At 45.4% G+C, this 21,199-nt stretch carries 26 protein-coding genes and 1 tRNA gene; 13 read left to right on the forward strand and 14 right to left on the reverse strand.

What is annotated here, in order from left to right:
- Positions 1-22: 22 nt before the first annotated feature.
- Positions 23-1,207: a pyridoxal-phosphate-dependent aminotransferase family protein gene (locus Pas1_RS06940; protein WP_112203253.1), complete on the reverse strand. Its 1,185-nt coding sequence runs from the start codon at positions 1,205-1,207 to the stop codon at positions 23-25.
- 69 nt (positions 1,208-1,276) lie between these two features.
- Here Pas1_RS06940 and Pas1_RS06945 point away from each other — a divergent pair, with 69 nt between their 5' ends.
- From Pas1_RS06945 to Pas1_RS06955, 4 genes are all read left to right on the forward strand, one after another.
- Entirely contained in the window at positions 1,277-4,321 is a 3,045-nt protein-coding gene (locus Pas1_RS06945; RefSeq protein WP_112294859.1) for an FAD-binding and (Fe-S)-binding domain-containing protein, read from the forward strand.
- A 108-nt stretch (positions 4,322-4,429) separates the two neighbouring features.
- Positions 4,430-4,594, forward strand: coding sequence for a helix-turn-helix domain-containing protein (locus Pas1_RS09880; RefSeq protein ID WP_404824880.1), 165 nt, complete (start codon positions 4,430-4,432; stop codon positions 4,592-4,594).
- A 64-nt stretch (positions 4,595-4,658) separates the two neighbouring features.
- The gene (locus Pas1_RS06950) at positions 4,659-4,949 is read left to right on the forward strand and encodes a hypothetical protein (protein ID WP_112203250.1); all 291 of its coding nucleotides are present in this window, start codon (positions 4,659-4,661) and stop codon (positions 4,947-4,949) included.
- Between the two features lie 55 nt (positions 4,950-5,004).
- Positions 5,005-5,256: a hypothetical protein gene (locus Pas1_RS06955; RefSeq protein WP_204881682.1), complete on the forward strand. Its 252-nt coding sequence runs from the start codon at positions 5,005-5,007 to the stop codon at positions 5,254-5,256.
- 18 nt (positions 5,257-5,274) lie between these two features.
- On the opposite strand, the gene Pas1_RS06960 is transcribed toward Pas1_RS06955, so the two are convergent.
- From Pas1_RS06960 to queG, 3 genes are read right to left on the reverse strand one after another with little or no spacing between them, the layout of a single operon-like run.
- Entirely contained in the window at positions 5,275-5,616 is a 342-nt protein-coding gene (locus Pas1_RS06960; protein WP_112294860.1) for an AzlD domain-containing protein, read from the reverse strand.
- A complete protein-coding gene (locus Pas1_RS06965; protein ID WP_112203244.1) occupies positions 5,616-6,401 on the reverse strand; it encodes an AzlC family ABC transporter permease in 786 nt (261 codons plus the stop codon). The genes Pas1_RS06960 and Pas1_RS06965 overlap by 1 nt, the downstream gene beginning before the upstream one ends.
- 19 nt (positions 6,402-6,420) lie before the next feature.
- Positions 6,421-7,548 (reverse strand): tRNA epoxyqueuosine(34) reductase QueG, encoded by a 1,128-nt coding sequence (gene queG / locus Pas1_RS06970; RefSeq protein ID WP_112294861.1) that lies wholly within the window; start codon positions 7,546-7,548, stop codon positions 6,421-6,423.
- Between the two features lie 45 nt (positions 7,549-7,593).
- On the opposite strand from queG, the gene tsaE reads away from it, so the two are divergent.
- The 3 genes from tsaE to Pas1_RS06985 all read left to right on the forward strand — a co-directional run bounded on the left by tsaE (position 7,594) and on the right by Pas1_RS06985 (position 9,592).
- Entirely contained in the window at positions 7,594-8,100 is a 507-nt protein-coding gene (gene tsaE / locus Pas1_RS06975) for a tRNA (adenosine(37)-N6)-threonylcarbamoyltransferase complex ATPase subunit type 1 TsaE (protein WP_112294862.1), read from the forward strand.
- A 6-nt stretch (positions 8,101-8,106) separates the two neighbouring features.
- Positions 8,107-9,441 (forward strand): N-acetylmuramoyl-L-alanine amidase, encoded by a 1,335-nt coding sequence (locus Pas1_RS06980; protein WP_112294863.1) that lies wholly within the window; start codon positions 8,107-8,109, stop codon positions 9,439-9,441.
- Positions 9,442-9,516: 75 nt separating this feature from the next.
- Positions 9,517-9,592, forward strand: a tRNA-Lys gene (locus tag Pas1_RS06985).
- Positions 9,593-9,647: 55 nt separating this feature from the next.
- On the opposite strand, the gene Pas1_RS06990 is transcribed toward Pas1_RS06985, so the two are convergent.
- The 5 genes from Pas1_RS06990 to Pas1_RS07010 all read right to left on the reverse strand — a co-directional run bounded on the left by Pas1_RS06990 (position 9,648) and on the right by Pas1_RS07010 (position 12,017).
- Positions 9,648-9,830: a 4-oxalocrotonate tautomerase gene (locus Pas1_RS06990; protein ID WP_112294864.1), complete on the reverse strand. Its 183-nt coding sequence runs from the start codon at positions 9,828-9,830 to the stop codon at positions 9,648-9,650.
- Positions 9,831-9,851: 21 nt separating this feature from the next.
- Positions 9,852-10,565 (reverse strand): class II aldolase/adducin family protein, encoded by a 714-nt coding sequence (locus Pas1_RS06995; protein WP_264080453.1) that lies wholly within the window; start codon positions 10,563-10,565, stop codon positions 9,852-9,854.
- A gap of 216 nt (positions 10,566-10,781) precedes the next feature.
- A complete protein-coding gene (locus Pas1_RS07000) occupies positions 10,782-11,333 on the reverse strand; it encodes a phosphohydrolase (RefSeq protein ID WP_112203215.1) in 552 nt (183 codons plus the stop codon).
- Positions 11,334-11,423: 90 nt separating this feature from the next.
- Positions 11,424-11,612 carry a hypothetical protein gene (locus Pas1_RS07005; RefSeq protein ID WP_112208896.1) on the reverse strand — a complete coding sequence of 63 codons (189 nt, stop codon included), beginning with the start codon at positions 11,610-11,612 and terminating at the stop codon, positions 11,424-11,426.
- Between the two features lie 3 nt (positions 11,613-11,615).
- A complete protein-coding gene (locus tag Pas1_RS07010; RefSeq protein WP_112208895.1) occupies positions 11,616-12,017 on the reverse strand; it encodes a thiol-disulfide oxidoreductase DCC family protein in 402 nt (133 codons plus the stop codon).
- Between the two features lie 57 nt (positions 12,018-12,074).
- Here Pas1_RS07010 and Pas1_RS07015 point away from each other — a divergent pair, with 57 nt between their 5' ends.
- Positions 12,075-12,770, forward strand: coding sequence for an SDR family NAD(P)-dependent oxidoreductase (locus tag Pas1_RS07015; protein ID WP_112294866.1), 696 nt, complete (start codon positions 12,075-12,077; stop codon positions 12,768-12,770).
- Between the two features lie 14 nt (positions 12,771-12,784).
- Here the strand turns inward: Pas1_RS07015 and Pas1_RS07020 are convergent, their stop codons facing one another.
- The gene (locus tag Pas1_RS07020; protein ID WP_112294867.1) at positions 12,785-13,051 is read right to left on the reverse strand and encodes a TIGR03643 family protein; all 267 of its coding nucleotides are present in this window, start codon (positions 13,049-13,051) and stop codon (positions 12,785-12,787) included.
- Between the two features lie 234 nt (positions 13,052-13,285).
- On the opposite strand from Pas1_RS07020, the gene Pas1_RS07025 reads away from it, so the two are divergent.
- On the forward strand, positions 13,286-14,242 hold the full coding sequence (locus Pas1_RS07025) for a hypothetical protein (RefSeq protein ID WP_112238413.1): 957 nt from the start codon (positions 13,286-13,288) through the stop codon (positions 14,240-14,242).
- Positions 14,243-14,270: 28 nt separating this feature from the next.
- On the opposite strand, the gene Pas1_RS07030 is transcribed toward Pas1_RS07025, so the two are convergent.
- On the reverse strand, positions 14,271-16,370 hold the full coding sequence (locus tag Pas1_RS07030) for an alkyl/aryl-sulfatase (RefSeq protein ID WP_112294868.1): 2,100 nt from the start codon (positions 16,368-16,370) through the stop codon (positions 14,271-14,273).
- Between the two features lie 145 nt (positions 16,371-16,515).
- On the opposite strand from Pas1_RS07030, the gene Pas1_RS07035 reads away from it, so the two are divergent.
- Positions 16,516-17,151, forward strand: a complete 636-nt coding sequence (locus tag Pas1_RS07035; RefSeq protein WP_112208892.1) for an NAD(P)H-dependent oxidoreductase — start codon at positions 16,516-16,518, stop codon at positions 17,149-17,151.
- Between the two features lie 37 nt (positions 17,152-17,188).
- On the opposite strand, the gene Pas1_RS07040 is transcribed toward Pas1_RS07035, so the two are convergent.
- Genes Pas1_RS07040 through Pas1_RS07050 form a run of 3 tightly spaced genes read right to left on the reverse strand, consistent with a single transcriptional unit; the run spans position 17,189 to position 18,061 of the window.
- Positions 17,189-17,431, reverse strand: a complete 243-nt coding sequence (locus Pas1_RS07040; protein WP_112294869.1) for a hypothetical protein — start codon at positions 17,429-17,431, stop codon at positions 17,189-17,191.
- A 33-nt stretch (positions 17,432-17,464) separates the two neighbouring features.
- Positions 17,465-17,848 carry a translational machinery protein gene (locus tag Pas1_RS07045; RefSeq protein ID WP_112294870.1) on the reverse strand — a complete coding sequence of 128 codons (384 nt, stop codon included), beginning with the start codon at positions 17,846-17,848 and terminating at the stop codon, positions 17,465-17,467.
- A gap of 24 nt (positions 17,849-17,872) precedes the next feature.
- On the reverse strand, positions 17,873-18,061 hold the full coding sequence (locus Pas1_RS07050) for a hypothetical protein (protein WP_112203198.1): 189 nt from the start codon (positions 18,059-18,061) through the stop codon (positions 17,873-17,875).
- A 195-nt stretch (positions 18,062-18,256) separates the two neighbouring features.
- On the opposite strand from Pas1_RS07050, the gene Pas1_RS07055 reads away from it, so the two are divergent.
- The 3 genes from Pas1_RS07055 (at position 18,257) to ahpF (ending at position 21,195) form a co-directional block, all read left to right on the forward strand.
- Positions 18,257-18,733 carry a Dps family protein gene (locus Pas1_RS07055; RefSeq protein WP_112203196.1) on the forward strand — a complete coding sequence of 159 codons (477 nt, stop codon included), beginning with the start codon at positions 18,257-18,259 and terminating at the stop codon, positions 18,731-18,733.
- Between the two features lie 194 nt (positions 18,734-18,927).
- Positions 18,928-19,491 carry an alkyl hydroperoxide reductase subunit C gene (ahpC, locus tag Pas1_RS07060; protein WP_112203194.1) on the forward strand — a complete coding sequence of 188 codons (564 nt, stop codon included), beginning with the start codon at positions 18,928-18,930 and terminating at the stop codon, positions 19,489-19,491.
- Positions 19,492-19,620: 129 nt separating this feature from the next.
- Complete coding sequence (ahpF, locus tag Pas1_RS07065; protein WP_112294871.1) at positions 19,621-21,195, forward strand: alkyl hydroperoxide reductase subunit F; 1,575 nt, start codon at positions 19,621-19,623, stop codon at positions 21,193-21,195.
- The last annotated feature ends 4 nt before the right edge of the window (positions 21,196-21,199 follow it).

Genomic DNA, 21,199 nt, shown 5'->3' on the forward strand with positions numbered 1-21,199 from the left:
AACTAGATTATTAGTAAACAAATTATTTTAAGAATTCTTGGGCAGCAACTACGCCACTCGCTTTAGGTTTGTAACCCATGGCACCAAAACTCATCTCTACACCACTTAAGGCAGCCATCAAACTGAGTTCATTGCAATCGCCTAAGTGGCCAATACGGAAGGCCTTACCTTTAATCTTGCCTAAACCGGTGCCCAAGGAGAGATTAAATTTCTCGAGTGCATGTTTACGCAATTTATCAGCATCCAAGCCTTCTGGTGTAGCGATACAAGTCAGCACTGGAGAGAAGGTATCTTTATCTAAGCACTGATTCTCAAGGCCCCAGGCAGCCACCGCGTGACGGCAGGCTTGGGCCAAGCGTTGATGGCGGGCAAAGATATTATCTAAGCCTTCAGCCAACATCATCTCCATCGCTTCATGCAAGCCATACATCAGGTTGGTACTAGGAGTTGTTGGCCAGTAACCATTTTTATTAGATTCAATGATTTCATCCCAAGCCCAATAGGCTTTAGGCATCTTATTGTGCTTGCTTGCTTCAATCGCCTTGGGCGACAAAGCATTAAAACCAATTCCGGGCGGAAGCATCAAGCCTTTTTGTGATCCAGAGATGGTGACATCAGCGCCCCATTTGTCATGCTGAAAATCAGCAGCGCCTAAACCAGAAACACTATCAACCAATAACAAGGCAGGATGCTTAGCATCATCAATCGCTTTGCGTACTGCAGCGATATTGGAAGTTACACCCGTCGAAGTTTCGTTATGGACTACGCACACTGCTTTGATTTCATGGCCCGTATCTTTGCGAAGACGTTCTTCGATCACTGCAGCATCCACACCCCAACGCCAAGTGTCTTGACCAGGCTTACCAACCACCTCAGGATGTAAACCTAAGCGGGTTGCTAGTGCGCGCCATAAGTTAGCAAACTGACCAGTTTCATAAAAGAGGACTTTGTCACCAGGATTGAGCACATTAACTAATGCGCCTTCCCACGAGCCTGTTCCTGAAGCAGAGTAAACAATGACAGGCTGATCCGTTTTGAAAATCTTTTTCAGATTACTTAATACTGCTTTACCAAACTCACCAAACTCAGGGCCGCGGTGATCAATGGTTTGATAGCTGATAGCGCGCAGAACACGACTTGGCACTGGGCTAGGGCCTGGAATATGTAAAAAGTGTCGCCCTGAAGGGTGCGAGTCCAGTTTTAGCATTTTTAGTCTCTTGTTATGTGATTTTTATTGAAAAACAATGTTTTAATACATTTTCCCATACCTTGTTATATGAGCACCAATTCAACCCTAGCCCCTGAAATCGTCTCCCAGCTACGGAAAAATATCCGTGGCCAAGTGTTGACCGATACCCCAAGCCGGGGCCGCTATGCCACGGATGCCTCGATTTACCAGCAATTTCCGCTGGGGGTGGTCATTCCCGAGAGCGCCAGCGACATCGAAGCAGCCTTAGCAGTTGCCAGGGAGCATCGGATTCCGATCCTTCCTCGGGGCGGCGGCACCAGTCAATGTGGTCAGACCACTGGCGTTGCCTTAGTACTCGATAACACCCACTTCTTTCGCAAGAGTCTACAGATTGATCCTGAAAAAGGTTTTGCTGAAGTTGAGCCGGGGATGGTTCTGGATCATCTCAATGCCGAACTCAAAAAACATGGGCTGTGGTTTCCGGTCGATGTATCGACATCGGCGCAAGCGACGATTGGTGGAATGGCAGGAAATAATTCATGTGGCAGTCGTTCAATTGCCTACGGCAATATGGTACATAACGTTTTAGGTATTGATGCTTGGCTAGCGGATGGCAGCATCGCTCAATTTGGCAACTTTGCAAGCAGTACTGGCAAGGCAAAACAACTTGGTCAATTTGTGCAAGGTCTAGCTAATCAGTTACAACCTGAGATCGAGGCACGTTTCCCGAAAGTGATGAGACGCGTTGCAGGTTATAACTTGGATGTCTTTCATCCTCAAAGCGAATTACCCTATACCCCAGATGGCAGTGTTAATTTGTCGCACCTGCTTGTTGGTAGTGAAGGAAGCCTGGCTTACTTCAAGTCCCTCAAACTCAAACTCGCGCCACTACCCCAACACAAAGTCTTAGGCGTCGTGAACTTTGCCAGTTTTTATAAGGCCATGGATAGTGCGCAGCATATTGTCAAACTAGGCCCCACCGCAGTGGAGTTAGTGGATCGCACGATGATTGATCTGGCGCGCACGAATCCCAGCTTTAAGAAAACGATTGAAACTGCTTTAATTGATGCGCAAGGTACAACACCAGAGGCGATTCTACTGGTGGAGTTTTCTGGAGAAACACAAACAAGCTTGCTTGAGAAACTCAAGAGCCTAAAAACGCTAATGGGTGATCTAGGTCTGCCCGGTTCAGTGGTGCCAATGGCTGATGCCGGCATGCAAAAGAATTTATGGGAAGTGCGTAAGGCTGGCTTAAACATCATGATGAGTCTTAAAGGTGATGGCAAGCCTGTCAGCTTCATTGAAGACTGTGCCGTTCCGCTCGAGTCTCTTGCTGAATATACCCAAGCCCTGACCGAGGTCTTTGCTAAATATGGCTCACGCGGCACTTGGTATGCCCATGCATCCGTCGGCACACTGCACGTTCGCCCCATTCTGGACATGCGACGTGATGGTGCCCAGAAGATGCGCGCAGTGGCAGAAGAGGCTTCTGAGCTAGTGCGAAAATACAAAGGGGCTTATAGCGGTGAGCATGGTGATGGCCTGTGTCGTGGTGAGTGGATCTCATGGCAGTTTGGCCCAAAGATCACCGAGGCCTTAGCGCAAATCAAACAGGCATTCGATCCCAGTAATTTATTTAATCCGGGCAAGATCATCAATCCGCCCAAGATGGATGATGCAAGCTATTTCCGCTTCCCACCTGATTACAAAGTCATTCCCCTCAAACCCAGCTTAGATTGGTCAGCCTGGAATGTACAAAACAATCCAGTAACCGAAGAAATTACTACAGCAGGTAGCGGTGGCGATCCTGCACTCGGTTTAGCTAAAGCAGTCGAGATGTGCAATAACAATGGTCACTGCCGTAAATTTGATGCCGGCGTGATGTGTCCTAGCTATCGCGTGACCCGAGATGAAAAAGATCTCACCCGCGGTCGTGCTAATACCTTACGGCTTGCTTTATCGAATCAACTCGATACACACGATGAGCATTCACCATTAGGCAGCGATGCGATTAAAGAAGTCATGGATCTGTGCGTGAGCTGCAAAGCTTGTCGACGTGAATGTCCAACCGGCGTTGACATGGCGAAGATGAAAATTGAGTTCTTGCATGCTTACAAGAAACGGGTTGGCTTCACTATGCGGGATTGGTTAGTCGCTGCCTTACCCAAGTACGCACCGATTATCAGCAATATCCCGGGCTTACCTGCTTTACTCAATCTACGAAATCACCTGCCTCCAGTAGCGAAGCTACAAGAGTGGCTGATGGGTATCTCTGCACAAAGAAGTTTGCCGGTCTGGAAAAAAGAGACTCTCTGGAATGACAAATCTATTCTCCAAAAGTTGCAATACAGCCCAGCAGAACTGCATCAAGATGGTAAAGGGGTAGTACTCCTAGCAGATAGCTTTAATGCCTATTTTGAAAACGAGAACCTACAGGCTGCCATTCAAGTCCTTCAGGCTGCCGGCTATCGTGTTCATATTCCACAGAAAACCACTCAGGCCAAAACAAGCTCAACAAGCGCTTGCTCAAAAGAGTTTTGTTGTGGTCGCACCTATCTTGCAGCAGGCATGGTCGATCAAGCCAAAGAGACATTAGGCGAATTAGTCGATTACTTGGTACCCTATGCGCAAGCTGGCATTCCGATTATTGGTCTCGAGCCCTCTTGCTTATTTACCCTCAAGGACGAAGCCTTAGTAATGGGCTTTGGTGATAAAGCGATTACCGTAAGCAAACAAGCGCAACTCTTAGAAGAATTTTTAGCAGCGCAAGCCAAAGACAATAAGCTGAGTCTGAATCTGAAGGCAGCGACTCGACCTGTACTCTTTCATGGTCACTGCCACCAAAAAGCCTTTGCTGCTGTGACTCCTGCGCTGGAGCTACTCAAACTCATTCCTAATGCCAATCCAGAACTCATTGAGTCCTCCTGCTGCGGTATGGCAGGTAGCTTTGGTTATGAGAGTGAGCACATCACTGTATCCAAACAAATGGCAGAGATGAGTCTTCTACCTACCATCAGAAAGTCGCCCAATAGCTGGATAGTCGCAGATGGCACGAGTTGCCGCCATCAAATTACCGATGGTACGCAAAGAGATGCAGTGCACATTGCCAAAATTCTGGCGGCCCATCTATAAGCAATTCTGCTAAATAAATCCCCCTGCATCTAAGGGGACGTATGAATTTCTTGAAACTCATAAAGCTAAAATAACTCCTCAGCCAAGGAGTTTTAGATCATCAAAGAAATACAGAAATTAAAAGTCTTCGATATTGCCCATTTTCTTGATGGTGAAGAAGTCCTGACTGAATACCTCTTACAAGTTACGCAGAATGGCGATACTGATGAGCTAATTTGGGTTCTTTGTCATATAGCTAGAACCGAATCCAGCCTTCAAATTAGCCCTCCCTAAATATGAATAATTTCATAAATTCATGCTATCATGCATTCATGCGGCATGAATACAGGAGAATGCTATGGGCATAGTTATAGATCGCCAGGTTATTAAATCCATAGGGTCGAGTGGACAGATATCCCTTGGTAAAGAGTATGCGGGACGTCAGGTTTTAATCGAAAACCCAGAGCCCGGTGTTTGGGTTATCAAAACAGCTACTGTTATTCCAGACAATGAGAAATGGATGCATACACCAGCAGCCAAAAAGAACCTCAGTAACGCCCTAGCCTGGGCTGAAAAAACACCTGCAAGAGCAAGCGATCTCACTAAATTAAAAATGAATAAAACTCATGTCGCGAAACGCAAGGCCTGAATTATTCATCGAACTAGATCTCAACAGCCCTGTCTTTCAATCAACCTGGGATGACTTGGAACTGATTGAACAAGAAAAAGCAGTAGCGACTTTTGAAAAAATTACACAGCTAACATGGAACCAAGCCTATCGCGATAAGGGCTTGAAATGGGAGAAAATTCACAGTATTCAACCTCCCAAAGGCGTAGAAGCGCTGTATTCATTTAGAGTAAGCAAATCAATTCGTGGAATTGGCTTTAGACAAGATCATTTTTTAAGGGTTTTATGGATTGAGCCTGATCATGATGCTGCTTATGGAAAAAAGTAACACCCACTATTGAGAGTCTCAACTCAAAGCTCCATAAAGAATCATCAGCAAAGTCCCCAGAAATAAAGCCGGGGTCAAGAGACGTCCAGGTCTATAAAGAGTCAGCCCAAGACTCAATCCGCAAATCAGAATCCGGGTCCAAACCGGCACGGTTTCTAATAAGCCGACGGGTAATAAAATTAATCGAATGGTTAAGGCTGCTACCATCGCATAGGTGACTGCTGAGAGCCAACGGAAGATCTCACTATCTTGATGAATGTGGCTCGAGAGCAAGACGCCAATTGCGCGACAGATATAAGTGCCAACACAGGCACCAATCAGAGCAGCCCCCAAAGACCATCCGCTTAGCATGTTATGCATTAGCCGATCACCCCTGGTTTCTTGCGCAAGACCTTACGATCAATATAGTAGGCAATCGTTCCAGCAATGACTGCAGAAGCGAGTAGACTGGTATCGCGGTCGATAAAATAAAAGATGGGGCCTAAGATGCAGCCTAAGCCAATCGCAATTCGATTGATCCAGGGCTTGACCTCTGCAAAAGTTAATAAGAAAAATAAAGGGTTGATAAAGACGAGGCCAAGTGTCACTGCAGTTGGCACAAGCGCTGCTAAGTAATAACCCAAGATCGTTGCAGGAATACTAATTAACCAACAGACCAAACCAAAGCCAACAAAATAACTCAGGCGATGCTTGACTTCAATACTTGAAAACTCGCGCATAGAAATAGCCCATGCGGTCATCGCCAATAGATGCACAGAGGCATAGAGATTTTTATTACGGTCCCGATCATGTAGCTGCGGAAATAAAGAAACCGTCATCGTAATAAAGCGGGTAGAAGTTAAGGTTACCGCCAAGATGATCGGCAATACTGAGGCTCCGCCAAGGACCATCTCCATGAGAACGACTTGGCCAGGCAAAGCAAACATCAGCAGCGTACTGAGCGCTGGGAACCACATATCTAGGCCGCTCGTTTTACCCATTGCTCCAAAACCCACCATGCCCGCAAACAGGACAATTGCAGGTGCACCAGCAGCATTCTTGAGCCCAGTTCGAAAAGCATCCTGGCGATTCTTGAAGCGCTCAGAAACGGATTTTTCTAGAGCTAACTCACCTGGATCTATATAGGGCTGCTGGGGTGATGACATAGCACTATTGTAAAAGGGTTTATACGGAATGATTAGACTGAGCCAAGGCCCATTCAATATGCTCAACGACAAGTGGTGGCGTATCAGCAGCAATATCTAAGGCGGCAATGAGCGCTTCCCGAATACCTTTTTTTTCTTCTTCAGGCGTATCTGAACCCAATGCATTGCCCAGTGCTACTGCTAAATTGCGACGCCACTTCGCATAGCCAATGCGCCGTATCGCACTGCCCTCATGATTGCGTTCAAACTGAACTTCAGTCCACGACCATAACTCTAAAAGTGAGGCACTACCCAAGCCATTACGAACTGCAAAATCAGGTAAGGTACTGCGCTGTGCAAATTTATTCCAGGGGCAAATGAGTTGGCAGTCATCGCAGCCATACACGCGGTTACCCATTGCTTTGCGAAACTCAATTGGGATAAGGTCGGGATTCTCAATCGTCAAATAAGAGATACACCGTCTTGCATCCAATGCATATGGTGCAGTAATGGCTTGTGTAGGACAGATATCAATACATGCACTGCAGCTCCCACAATGGTCTTCGATTTCTGTATCCAGTGGCAAAGGTATATCGACCAAGATCTCACCCAAGAAAAAAGTGGATCCTGCTTCTCTGTTGAGTAATAAAGTATGTTTACCGCGCCAACCCAATCCTGCTTTGCGAGCCAGCTCAACCTCCATTAATGGTGCAGAGTCGGTAAAGACGCGATAGCCAAAAGAACCAATCCTTGCTTCAATAGATTTTGCAAAATCTTGTAATCGCTGGCGCAAGATCTTGTGATAGTCACGACCGCGGGCGTAGATTGAGACTACCGCTTGATCGGGCTGAGCAAGACGCTGCCACTCTTGCTCAAAATCAACTTCGGGCGGTACATAGTTCATGCGTACACAAATCACTCGAGTAGTACCAGGCAAAAGTAGTTGCGGATCTGAGCGGAGCGCAGCATGGCGTTGCATATATTCCATATGACCATGGCGCCCGGCAGCAAGCCACTCTCGCAATTTATTCGTAGCCTCACCTAAATGGGTGTCGGTCACACGGACATCATCAAAACCAATGGCCCTGGCCTCTCCATCAAGCCATTGGCGTAACGAACCCAGTTGGGCGCTATCCAAGGTGGAGGGAGAAGATGAAGGTGAGCTCATGAATTAAGAATGTATAGCAATAATTGAATAAACTAGGCAAATACTATGACCCAGAGCCAAACCCAGATAAAGCATTGTAGGCAAGAAAGTGAGACTGCAGCTCTAGCCCAGTCTTTGGGGAATGCCCTCGTCAAAGTCCTAACAAGCAATATCAACCATCATCTCAATATTGCCCTCATCGGCGATCTAGGGGCTGGGAAGACCACTTTTGCACGTTATCTTATTCAAGGGATGGGACATCTTGGCAAAGTGAAGAGCCCGACATATGCGCTGTGTGAACCTTATCCAATTAATCTAGATCAGCAGCTGCTGACAGTCCATCACTTTGACCTCTATCGCATGCACTCTCCCCTCGAGTGGCAAGAGGCAGGTTTTACGGAATACTTTGATGCGCCAGGATTGTGTTTAGTCGAGTGGCCCGAGAAAGCAGAAAACACCCTGCCACCGTTTGATCTGCAGATGACATTGACTGCTGGCAATACCGAGCCTGAAAGAGTCATTACGCTACAAGCCAAGAGCATCCTTGGCGAGCAATTACTAAAGCAGATCTAAACGTTCATGAAAAAGCCCACTACACCAGCCAATCTCTCGAGACGTCAGCATCTCAAGACTTCGGCCAAGCTCTTGGGTTTTGTTCTCCTCTTAGGTGAGATGGACATTGCCTGGGGTGCCAAGATTCTGGGAGTGCGAATGTGGCCTTCAGAAGATTACACACGTATCACACTGGAGTCGGATACCCCTCTGCCCATTACTCAGCAAATGCTGACCAATCCCGATCGCTTAGTAGTCGATGTCCAGAACCTAGAACTCAATCCCACTCTCAAAGATATTGTGGCTAAAGTAAAACCCAACGACCCGTATGTGTCGCAAATTCGGGTGGGGCAATATCAGCCGAATGTTGTGCGCTTAGTCTTTGACCTCAAAGAGCCAGTGAAGCCGCAACTCTTTACCCTTGATCCGATTGGCGAGTATCAATACCGCATGGTGTTTGATCTTTACCCTACTACCCCACCTGATCCTTTAATGGAGTTAGTCAAAAGTAGTGCGCGCAAAGAGCAAGCACTCGTTAAATCCAATGAAGAGATTGATCAGATAGCCCAATTTGCCAATAAACCAGAAAAAGGTTCGCCAGTTGCCCAGGCCATTCCGGATGTCAAAGCCCCTCCAGCAACTGCCAAGTACAAGCGATTAATCACGATTGCGATTGATGCAGGGCATGGTGGTGAAGATCCTGGTGCCATAGGAGCAGCCGGCTCTAGAGAAAAGAATGTGGTGCTCTCGATTGCCAAGCGCCTCAATCAAAAGATTGAGAACGAAGACTATATGCGCCCTTTTTTAACTAGAGATGGTGATTACTTTGTCCCACTTCATGTCAGAGTCAGAAAAGCCCGTGCGGTGCAAGCTGATTTATTTGTATCGATTCATGCGGATGCTTTTATTGAAAGAAATGCTAAGGGTGCCTCAGTCTTTGCACTCTCGCAAATGGGGGCATCAAGTACTACCGCCAGATGGATGGCCAATAAAGAGAATGCTTCAGACCTGATTGGGGGGATCAATATCAAGACTCAAGATCGACAAGTGGCCAATCTCTTGCTCGATATGTCGACCACTGCTCAGATCAATGATTCGCTGCAGGTTGGCAATGCAGTTTTGAGACAAATTGGTGGTTTTGCAGCGCTTCATAAAGGCAAAGTAGAGCAAGCTAGCTTTGCAGTACTCAAAGCGCCGGATATTCCCTCGATCTTGGTCGAGACCGCCTTTATCAGCAATCCGCAAGAGGAGGCCAGACTCAATGATGATGCATATCAGGACCGAATTGCGGAGGCTATTTTGAAGGGAATTAAAGATTATTTCTCAAAGAATCCGCCAGTGGCAAGACGGGTGAACTCCTAAGCAAGGGGCTAGAAAGGCAGGGCCCGCAAGAGCCACTGAAGAAGTCGCAAGTCTTGCTATAATTTCCGTTTTACCGGGTCGGTAGCTCAGTCGGTAGAGCAGCGGACTTTTAATCCGTTGGTCGCGAGTTCGAATCTCGCCCGACCCACCAGTTATACAAAAGCCACCCTTGGGTGGCTTTTTTCTTTTAGCCTTAATATCGTTCACTAGTCACTCCAAAGCTTGCCTGCAGTAGCCCAGTCAGACTTTTTGACATCTTGGTAGATCACATCTACTGACTCAGCTGAACAGCCCATAATTTCTACTGCTGCCTCAGTAATCGCGATGGCATAGTCGCGCTTTACCTCATTACTCCGACCTTCAAATAATTGAATTTGTATCAATGGCATAGTGACTCCTCTTATTAAATACTAAGAATTTAACAACCAGCGCTGATATGCTGGCCACTCTATTTGACCCTCAAGATCGCCATCCATACAAAGCTGATCGAAGGTTCTGCTACAGACTTGATCATCAGGAAAAGCAATACTATTTAAGTCAAGAATTTTTAACTGAATAGAACAGGCTTTATCTAGAGTATGCATCAGATAAAACGCCTGCTGAATTGTTACCCCACAAACAAGACTGCCATGATTTCTTAATAACATCGCTTTTTTATTTGATAAGTTAGCTATCAGCTCTTTCTGCTCCTGCGAAGATAATGCTAATCCCTGATATGGATGGTAGGCAATATCTTGATAAAAACGCATTGCGTGTTGCGACAAAGGCAATAATCCTCGAATTTGCGCTGATAAAGCAATGCTAGATTCATTGTGCAAGTGAAAGATACAGAGAGCATCTTTCCGAGCTGCATGAACAGCGCCATGTATTACAAAACCCGAGATATTGACTGGTCCAGATCCCTGCAATATATTGCCTTTGGTATCAACTTTAACCAAGTTCAATGGAGTTACCTCATCAAACCTAAGACCAAATTGATTAATGAGGTAGGCATTAGACTCATTTGGTAACGCTGCAGAGATGTGAGTATAGATGCCATCATCCCAGTTCATTTTGGCAGCCAATCGATAGCATGTTGCTAAATCGATTCTAGTTTGGATTTCTGCCGATGAGAGTGCACCCAATCGATTCCAGGATTGCTTATCAATAGAGAAGTAATTTTCAATATCAGCCGTGAGCATTGCCAAAGTATATTTTAGGAACTATAAAATTGCCTGTCATACAGACTTTTCGGCAAATCCTGAGGCTGGTAGGCTGATGGCACAAAGCTGAATCACCCGAATCTGATGTTTAAACATGATGAATGATTATTAACTAATCAGACAAACAGATGCGATCGCTTATGGGGCAACCCATTGCTTCTGGAGTACTCTTCTCACCATGGGATCGAATGTCGATATGGGCTCGCTTTTGTACTTAGGATCGAATGAGATTTCATCATACTTTGCGCAAAACTCTACTGTTTGCTCGTATGCTGGATCTGATTTAAATTGATCGCGCGCATTAGGATCTGCGCCTATCTTGTCCCCATAAAAATAGGTTTGGAATAAACCATGCTGCATCAGCATCCAGTAATTATTCCTCGAGATAAATGGATGCAAGATTGAGCCAATCACCTCACCATGATTGAAGGGCCCTAAGGGTTCGGCAATATCATGAAATAGAGTCACCACAACATACTCTTCATCCTTACCATCGTGTAAGGCCCTAGTAGCTGCCTGAAGACAGTGCTCTTTTCGAGTGATGTTGTAGGCTGTATCTTTAGCAAGATTATCCAAAAGACCATAGAGCTTATCCGGCAAAGTTGCCAATGTATGCTCATGCACCTTTTTCATTACTTCAAAATCAGCTGCAGTACCTTGGTCCATTCTGGTGAAATGCATTTTGTCCATCAGTAGTCTTTCAAAAAATAGGCTTAATGGTTTGAGTCTTCAATAATATTACTACCTGAACAAGACAAAAACTGGCTTGGGATGAGATTTTTATTGCTTTGGTCTAATAACTGCTTCATCAGATGTTGAGCTTTTGTCACTCTCAGAAATGTTTGTCATTAGTTTTTGGGTGGGTGGCGCCATCTTGCTACCATTCCAAACTTGGCCACACCAGCACTCGTCCTGTTCATTAATGATACAAACACCTGATCCACAGCAACGATGATCTGGATTACTCATTTTTTATTTACCTTGTGAGCTTGTGACAAGCCGAAGAGCCATAGGGCCGATAGTCCTAGAGATGGGATGACGAAAGCGAGCAAATAGCTGGTAACTCACATTCAAGATGGGTCTTAAATAAGGTCTCGAGAAGAACCAAACCAATACTGGCAAGTTCGCTCTCTGATAGGCCTGCAAGAAGACCTCCACACCATTGATGAGTTTGCCACTCTCGTATTGGGCATACATCGAGGCCAAAGCTTGATCGCATGAAACGCCAACTTTACTCGGGTCGTACTGCCGTGAATTGATGTCTACAAAAGACAATAGGCCTGCTTGATTGCGTTTTGTTAAAAATAGAATCTCGGCCTGACATAGTGGGCAGGCGCCGTCATAAAATAAGGTGAGTTTTTCAAGCTGAATCATTTAAGCCTATATTAAGGCTTATTAATAAAGCGTGCTGACCACTTATTCAAGGATTTCATGCCACTACTAGCCACCTCATTTCGAGCCCTTGTGATTGGCTCCTCCGGATCGATTGGCTCAGCCTTGGTCAACCTATTGCAGGCTCATCCCGATTGTGAACACGTTGTTGGCATTCACCGTCAGTCGATGCCATCAATTGACTACGATGATTTAGCTTCCATTGCAGATGCCGCAAATGGGCTTGCTTCACAAGGACCTTTTCAGTTAATTATTAATACCATCGGTGTTTTACACAGTGAGCACTTCAGCCCTGAAAAACGTTTAGAGGATCTCACTGCTGATAGTCTGAGCACCCTCTTCAATACCAATACGATTGGTCCTGCCCTCACTCTGAAACATTTTGTCAAACTGCTCGATCCGCAGCATAGCGTGATGGCAACACTTTCAGCTAAGGTCGGAAGCATTGAAGACAATCGACTGGGTGGCTGGTACAGCTACCGAGCTTCAAAAGCGGCTCTCAACATGATTATCAAGACAGCAGCGATTGAACTGGCACGTACCAAACCTAATGCCGCCTTAATTGCTTTGCATCCAGGAACTGTGCAGTCCAGACTATCAAAACCTTTTGGTGGTGAAATGAAAGGAAGGCCTGCGCTGGAGGCTGCTAGCGATATGCTGAATGTTCTTTTAGCTCTTGAGAAAAGCGATAGCGGTTCTTTCTTGAGTTATTCAGGTGAAAAGCTCCCCTGGTAGCATTTTCTAGTGACTCACTTTTGCTTGTATTGAGTGGGGCAATATGCTCTAGTAACCAGCTTACTGCGCAGAGCCTGATGCTTGGTTGCTCGCCCCGAAACGCGCTCTCGCCAGATCTTGAATGAAGCTCGCTTTAATGACTTGCGCATTAGCACAATTACTGCAGATTCGGATAGTCCAAAGCTTTTCTCAATCGCATCAAATGGGGTTCTATCTTCCCAGGCCATTTCGATCACACGAGATAGATCTTCTGGAGATAGTTGAGGCTTAGCTGAATGCATATAGCAAATAGTTTTAGCGCAGATTAGCCCGCAGCAAACTCATGATGTCATCAAAAAACAGGATGACTCTATTTACCAAAAGAATCGGTAGCTTGAGGATGCTCAATAGACAGGCTTTCATAACTTGATGATAAAAGCTTCAGTACAGGCTGTCCACCAAAGACTTTTTATGGCCTAGTCCAGATTTAAAGCGGTAATCTATTTTTACTTTTTGGCAATAAAATGTCACTCCAAATGTCTTTAATCTCAAAACACCTTCTCGCTTTTTCGCTACTTTTAGCACTACTTTCTCATTCTGCATCTAGTAATGCTCAGAGCGCGATTGTCAATTCGCTCAATAATTATTTACAAAAAAGATCAGATGCGTTTATGACAATTACTGGTTATTCATTAACGCCTGACGTTACCACTGGCCAACTGAAAATCTATAATCCTGGAAATAGTGATACCAACCTACAGATGACCTCCGTAGGTGGCGGCGATGTTATCAGTCAAAACGTTCCGCTTTATTTGGAGGGCACGCTGGCTCTCAATCGCTTCGATCCCGTCTTTACAGGTAGCTCTGGCATTAGCTCAGTCAATATTCCTATGCACTGGAATAGCATTACCGGAACCGGAGGCGTCGGTTGGGATTTTCCACTAACAGAAGATCTCCGATTCAGACCAATTGCCAATGTCATGCTCGGGCATCTTGAGAGTGATGCCTCTATTGCAGCTAGATATATCAATAGCAACACGCAAGCCCAACTTAATTCCATGAGCTATGGTCGAATGAACACCTATGGTGTAGGTGGGTCCCTCATGCTTGATTATGAGCACTATCGGCCTGAACAAGAAATTGATATTGAACTTCGTTATACCAATATTCCCATTCAAACATTCGACACCTCACAAGGCTATCAGGGCTCTGCAGATTCCCAAAGTCTAGGCTTATGGGCACGCAGTCGCATCCCCACTCCTTTTACAGTCCTTGATAGACCTTTGAGAGCAGTTTTTGAATTAGCCCATACAGAATTTTTGGGTAATTTAAGAGGGGCACTGGGTTTTGATTCGCTATCTTCAGTTGGAACTGGTCTTGAAATCGATCGCAGTGCTTCAGACCCCTTATTCACGAGAGTGCGACTGATGTTTCGTTATCAATTCGGGCAAAACGTGCAAGGCACCTCAATCGGAATAGCGGCAAGTTTTTAAAACGCTAGCGCATATTAATAAGCAATACTTATTCGCCCCCAGTGACTGCTAACTCTTGCACCTCAAAGGGATCTCGACTGTCTTTAGAAGCTGGGCTATTGGCCTTAGTACCGGGTATTAATTCAAAATCGGGCTTAAAAATTGTCAGTGTGCTTTTTAGTTGATCAAAGGACTTTCGATCGCCATCGAATTTCACCCTACCATCAGCTAGCAATTGATCAAATGTAGCCTTACCACCCATGATCATTTCTAAATCACTGCGCTGGATTGTGATGGTCAAGTTAGGATTTTTAGCTTGCTGACCTTTAATATTGGTCAGCGCAGAATTGCTTAACTCAATCACAAACTTTTCTCCATTATCTGGAGTGACCAAATTAATTACAAACTGCATGCCATCTGCTTTTTTACTATCCATACTAATGGCCAAGGAATTGAGCCACAACTCAGTCGTCATCGCTTTGATCATATCTGGGCCATTCGATTTAGGTGGTACGCCTGCAGGCATCCCGTGACGTAGTTCATAAGCAGCGCCCAAAAAGCTATTGCGCACACTAGGACTCTCTTTTTGGTAACCGATTTGTTCATAGGTGTCGGCCAATAGATTTTTAGCGGGGATATTATTGGGCTGGGCATAAACCAGCTTATTTAAGAGCTCCATGGCTTCACGGTATTTACCTTGTGAATATAGCTGCTTGCTCTTGGCCATAATCTTTGTTGAGCCCCCCATCATCTCCACATACAGCGGAGCCGAATCTTTAGGCGATAGGGGAATCAAAGTGGCGGGATTGGCATCCCAATAACCCAAGTAGCGATTAATAACTGCGCGGCTATTATGCTCTTCTGAGCCATGATAGCTATGAGCAGCCCATTGAGTCTTCAGGCTCTCGGGTTGTTTGTAGACGTTTTGGATTTCATTAATCGTCACGCCCTGGTTAGCTAAGTGCAAGACTTCATTATTTAGATGAGCATAACTATCTCGTTGCGTACGCATGATCTGTTGAATACGCTCATTTCCCCAACGCGGCCAACTATGTGAGGCAAACATCACCTGAACATTGTCACCATAGCGATAGAGTGCATTATTAATATTTTTAGACCAAGCTAAAGCATCACGCACTAAAGCACCACGTAAGGTGTAAATGTTATGAATGGTTCCAGTAATGTTTTCTGCCGCCCAAAAGGCTTGAAACTGAGGAAAGTAGGTGTTCATCTCGGCAGGCGCTTCAGTGCCTGGGGTATTTTGGAACTCCATTACTACCCCATCAACCGTCATGGTTTCAAAAGGCTGATTAATGTAGCGATTAGGCTCAATCAAACCCAAATTACCTGAAGCAGTATTTTTGCCGATCGATTGGTCAACATGACCAAATGGACTGCGTGGCAATAACACACCATATTGGAAGAACATTCGACGCGTCATTGCATTACCAGCATAGACATTCTCTGCTACGGCATGTTCCATAAAGCCGGCGGGAGCAATAACTAATACCTTGCCGCTCTTCACGTCTTCCTCATTAACTACACCGCGTACACCACCGAAGTGATCTCCATGAGAATGCGAGTAAACCACTGCAACTACAGGACGCTTGCCTAATTTTTCATTGACCAGCTCCAAAGCAGCTCTGGCAGTTTCTTTTGCAGTCAGCGGATCAAACACAATCCATCCCGTGTCAGTCTTAATAAAACTGATATTTGCTAGATCAAATCCCCGTACCTGATAAATTTTTCCTGGCACCACTTCATACAAACCATAGGCCATATTTAAGATCGCCTGACGCTGCAAAGAGGGGTGAACGCTATCAAAATCTTTGCCTTGTAATAGGAAATCGTAGCTGCCCATATCCCACGCAACATTGCCCGCATCAGCCATGATCTGCTTATAAGCTGGGGCCGCTAAGAACCCCTTTTGCGCCTCTTCAAAATCACGCTTATCGTCAAATGGAAGTGTCTTACGAAGACCATTTTGTAATTCAATAGTAAAACTTGAGGGTAGCTTGCCTTTAGAGTCAAAGTGTTTGCCCTCCATTGCGCCAGGATCAGCAACCACCCCTCCGCCTCCGGCTGCATAAGCAAAATGAATACATAACAGGAATGCCGTGGCACAGGCCGAGGAAAGTAATTTTTTCATTATTATTTCTAGAGTTATTTTTTTACATAGTAAACCAGGATGGTGAAGAAATAAATTAATTTGCTGCCTGCGATTCTTGGGTGCCCTAGCCTAAGTTAATCTAAAATAGTAGCTTACGCTTCACTCACAAAGCCTAGAGGACGAAATGAGCCTAATCGAGAAATTACAGTGGCGCTATGCTACGAAGAAAATGGATTTGAGCAAAGCAGTGCCACAAGAAAAGCTGGATCAAATCCTGGAAGCTATCCGCCTAACGGCCAGCTCAAGCGGACTTCAACCTTATGAAGTATTGGTGATCACCAACCCCGAGATTCGCACCAAGATCAGGGCTATTGCTAATGATCAATCACAGATCACCGATTGCTCCCATTTGCTGGTATTTGCGGCTTGGGATACTTATACAGCCGACCGGATTAATCAAGCATTTGATATGACCGAGGAGATTCGCGACATCAAGACTGAAACGGGCAATGCTTATCGCCAGATGCTCTTGAAAAATTACCCAGCACGAGATCCTGAAGTCAATTTCACGCACGCTGCTAAGCAAGCCTATATTGGTCTGGGCACCGCCCTCATTGCAGCAGCTTATGAAGCGGTCGACAGCACACCAATGGAAGGCTTCGATCCTAAAGCCCTTGATGAGATTTTGGATCTGAAATCCCAAGGCTTACGCAGTGTTGTGATGCTTCCCCTGGGTTATCGCAAGGCCGATGAAGATTGGTTAGTCAATCTCAAGAAGGTGCGTCGTGCTAAGGATCACTTTATCCGCTGGATTAAGTAAAGCGGTATTCGATCAGCCAATAGCCACCCTCGGGTGGCTATTGTTTTGGATCCTGATTCTGATGTCGCTTACCATTCCACAAAGTGGCCTTCCCTAAGGCTACATAGTTCAAGGCAATGATGGCAGCAAACCAAAGCACTTCAGATATAAAGAAGGTGGATTGGTTACCGCTGCCATTTCGGTTATTACTATCAACCGCAAATAGGATTACGCCTGCAACAAAAGAGAGCGTGGCAATGATCGTGAAAATATCAAATAGCTTGGCAAAAAATGGTTTCATGGTGTATTAAATCAAGAAATTAATTAACGACGACTAAATGCCTTTTAATTGGTCAATCTTTTGAAAATATTTCTTAGCAAAATTTAATACTTGACCATCAGTGGGATGATCCACCGTTTCCACACCGACAATTTTCTTTGCAATTGCAGAATCGTGCGCTACGGCATGTTTATGCAATTCATTCTTGGCTGATCCTGGGCCAACAATCAGGATCTCATGCACATCTTTCACAGCACTAATCACTTTATGAAAGAAAGCATGCTCATCGGGCGCATTGCCGCTGCCGATTTCATTTGCCTTGTGATGCAGATGGGGGTGTGCACTATCAGCCTTAATCATCTGATTCAAGCTAGCATCAAAATACAGTACATGGGCTTCTCTGTGATCTACCCAGATAACAACGTGATTTGCTGACATGCTTACCCCTTTAGTTTTGGACTGTTAAGCAATTTTAATCGCCACTTCGCGTAATGCAATAGCTCGCAGAATCATGCCCTTTTCTTTTGGCTTAGTGCTCTTTTCCAATAGGGTTTTTAATTGTGTCAAATTGAGTGGGTAAAGACGCGTTTTCCCAGTCTTTGTGAGCATAGGGTCATTTTTTCTATTTCTTTGATTTTGTCCAGCTGCCATGATTTGCCCTTGTGTAATGAAATGAATGAGCCAATCTGTAGATAGCCTCAACCCCAATAGAGGGCACGGAGTAGTGATTCACTTCAGATTAACACCCTTTTTTATAAATAAGTTTTATATTTATTGATGTGAAAAATAGCCTTAAGTAACAAAGCGATTCATAATGAATTTCACCCCAAACAGACGGAGCATGTCATGAGCACAAAAATTGATATTGGTATTGATGAGAAAGATCGCAAAGCGATTGCTGAAGGTCTCTCTAAGCTATTAGCGGACAGCTATACCCTGTACCTGATGACACATAACTTTCACTGGAATGTGACAGGCCCCATGTTCAATACCTTGCATTTGATGTTCATGACCCAATACACCGAGCAGTGGGCTGCACTCGATCTGATTGCAGAACGTATTCGTGCCCTAGGTGAGCCAGCTCCGGCCACCTATAAGGAATACAGCAAACTCACTTCGATTGATGAGGTATCGGGCGTACCCAAGGCTATGGAAATGGTCAAACTTTTGGTTAAAGCCCAGGAAGCGACGTCTAAAACTGCTCGCAAGCTCTTCCCCTTGGTGGAAAAAGCCGGCGATCAACCCACCGCCGACCTACTAACCCAGCGTCAAAATATCCATGAGAAGACCGCTTGGATGCTCAGAAGCCTGTTGCAAGACTAATTCATCCACTAAAAAGCCCCTTATTTTCAGGGGCTTATCAATTTTGGCTATGACAATTCTGTCATAATTATAGTTTTTAGCTATCAATATAAATAACTGATAGCTTCCATAAATATTATTCATTGGACGGCTTGGCCCCCTTCCCGCAGAATGGATCCCGTTGTAACTCATTTGTAAACCCAGAAAGGAACTCTATGTCCATTATTAATACTCAAGTTCAGCCATTTAAGACTGAAGCTTTCCACAACGGTAAGTTCGTTACCGTTTCTGACGAGAGCATCAAAGGCAAGTGGTCTGTATTTATTTTTATGCCAGCAGCTTTCACATTCAATTGCCCTACCGAAATTGAAGATGCAGCTGACAACTATGCCGCCTTCCAAAAGATGGGCGCTGAAGTTTATATCATCACTACTGATACCCATTTTTCACATAAAGTGTGGCACGAGACTTCACCTGCAGTAGGTAAAGCGAAGTTCCCATTGGTTGGCGATCCAACCCATACTTTGACCAATGCCTTTGGCGTGCACATTCCTGAAGCAGGCCTGGCATTGCGTGGCACCTTCATCATCAATCCTGAAGGCGTTATCAAGACTGCAGAAATTCACTCTAATGAAATCGCTCGTGACGTTTCCGAAACATTGCGTAAGTTGAAGGCTGCTCAGTACACCGCTGCTCACCCAGGCGAAGTATGCCCAGCCAAGTGGAAAGAAGGCGAAGCAACTTTGACACCATCTTTGGATCTCGTAGGCAAGATCTAAGTTTAGGTTTGTTGTAGTTTGTATTAATTTGTATTAGCCAGACAGACTCTCTTCGGAGAGTCTATTGGAGAGGATCAAAAGTACTCTCCAATAGACTCATCAGAAATACAGGAAGCAAAGGAAAACATCATGTTAGATAGCAACATTAAGGCTCAATTAAAAACCTACTTCGAGAGAATCGTTGACCCTATCGTTTTGACGGCGAGTCTGAATGACGATCCCAAATCAGCTGAAATGCTTGAGCTCTTAAATGAAGTTGCTGAGCAGTCAGACAAGATTACTGTCAATACTGATGGTAATGGTGAGCATAAGCCCAGCTTTACCGTGGCTAAGACGGGAGATGCGGCTCGTATTACTTTTGCTGGCTTGCCCATGGGCCATGAGATGACTTCTTTCATATTAGCCATCCTGCAAGCAAGTGGCTATCCACCTAAAGTGGAAGAAGAGGTCTTAGATAGCATCCGTGGTTTATCAGAAAAGATGCGCTTTCAGACCTTTATCTCCCTGTCTTGCCACAACTGCCCTGACGTGGTTCAGGCCCTCAACTTGATGGCTGCACTCAATCCCAATATCGAACATGAAATGATCGATGGTGCCCTTTATCAAGGTTTGGTAGATCAATACCAAATCATGGCTGTGCCTACCGTGATTCTCAATGGTGAAGTGTATGGTCAAGGCCGTATGACTGTAGAAGAGATCGTCGCCAAACTGGATAGCGGTAATGCTAAAGAAGTCGCCAAGAAACTCAGTGCTAAAGAACCATTCGACATGCTGATTATTGGTGGCGGCCCTGCAGGATCTGCTGCAGCAATCTATTCAGCCCGTAAGGGTATTCGGACGGGCATCATTGCTGAGCGCTTCGGCGGTCAACTGATGGATACGCTCGGTATTGAGAACCTCATCTCCGTTAAAGAAACCGAGGGACCTAAGCTAACTCAGGCTTTGGAGCAAAACGTCAAAAGCTATGATGTCGACATCATGAATTTGCAACGTGCTAAAGCCTTGCGCAAGAGCGATGCAGGTTTAGAGGTCGAGCTTGAGAATGGTGCGATCCTCAAAAGCAAATCCATGATCATTAGTACCGGCGCTCGCTGGAGATCAATGAACGTACCTGGCGAAGACGAGTATCGTAATAAAGGCGTAGCCTATTGCCCACACTGCGATGGTCCCTTATACAAAGGCAAGCGTGTGGCAGTGATTGGGGGCGGTAACTCTGGCGTAGAGGCTGCCATTGATTTGGCCGGCATTGTTAGTCACGTGACCCTGATTGAGTTTGATAGCAAATTGCGGGCAGATGCCGTTCTTCAAAACAAGCTCAACAGCTTGCCGAACGTCACAGTACTGACTAGTGCGCTAACTACCGAAGCACTGGGCGATGGCAAGAAGATTAATGGCCTGCGCTATAAAGATCGTAATAAGGACAGCGAGCATGTGATTGAACTTGAAGGCATCTTTGTACAGATTGGCTTGTTGCCTAATACCGATTGGCTCAAAGGTACGGTTGATTTATCACCCCGTGGTGAGATTTTGATTAGCGATAAGGGTGAAACCTCATTGCCGGGCGTCTTTGCAGCAGGCGATTGCACTACTGTGCCCTATAAGCAAATCATCATCTCCATGGGTGAAGGTGCCAAGGCTTCTTTAGGGGCATTTGATTACCTGATTCGCTCTTCAGTTCCCGAGCCTGAATTAGTAGTCCACTAAGAGT

It is taken from the genome of Polynucleobacter paneuropaeus (genome assembly GCF_003261235.1).
In the GTDB taxonomy this organism is placed as follows: domain Bacteria; phylum Pseudomonadota; class Gammaproteobacteria; order Burkholderiales; family Burkholderiaceae; genus Polynucleobacter; species Polynucleobacter paneuropaeus.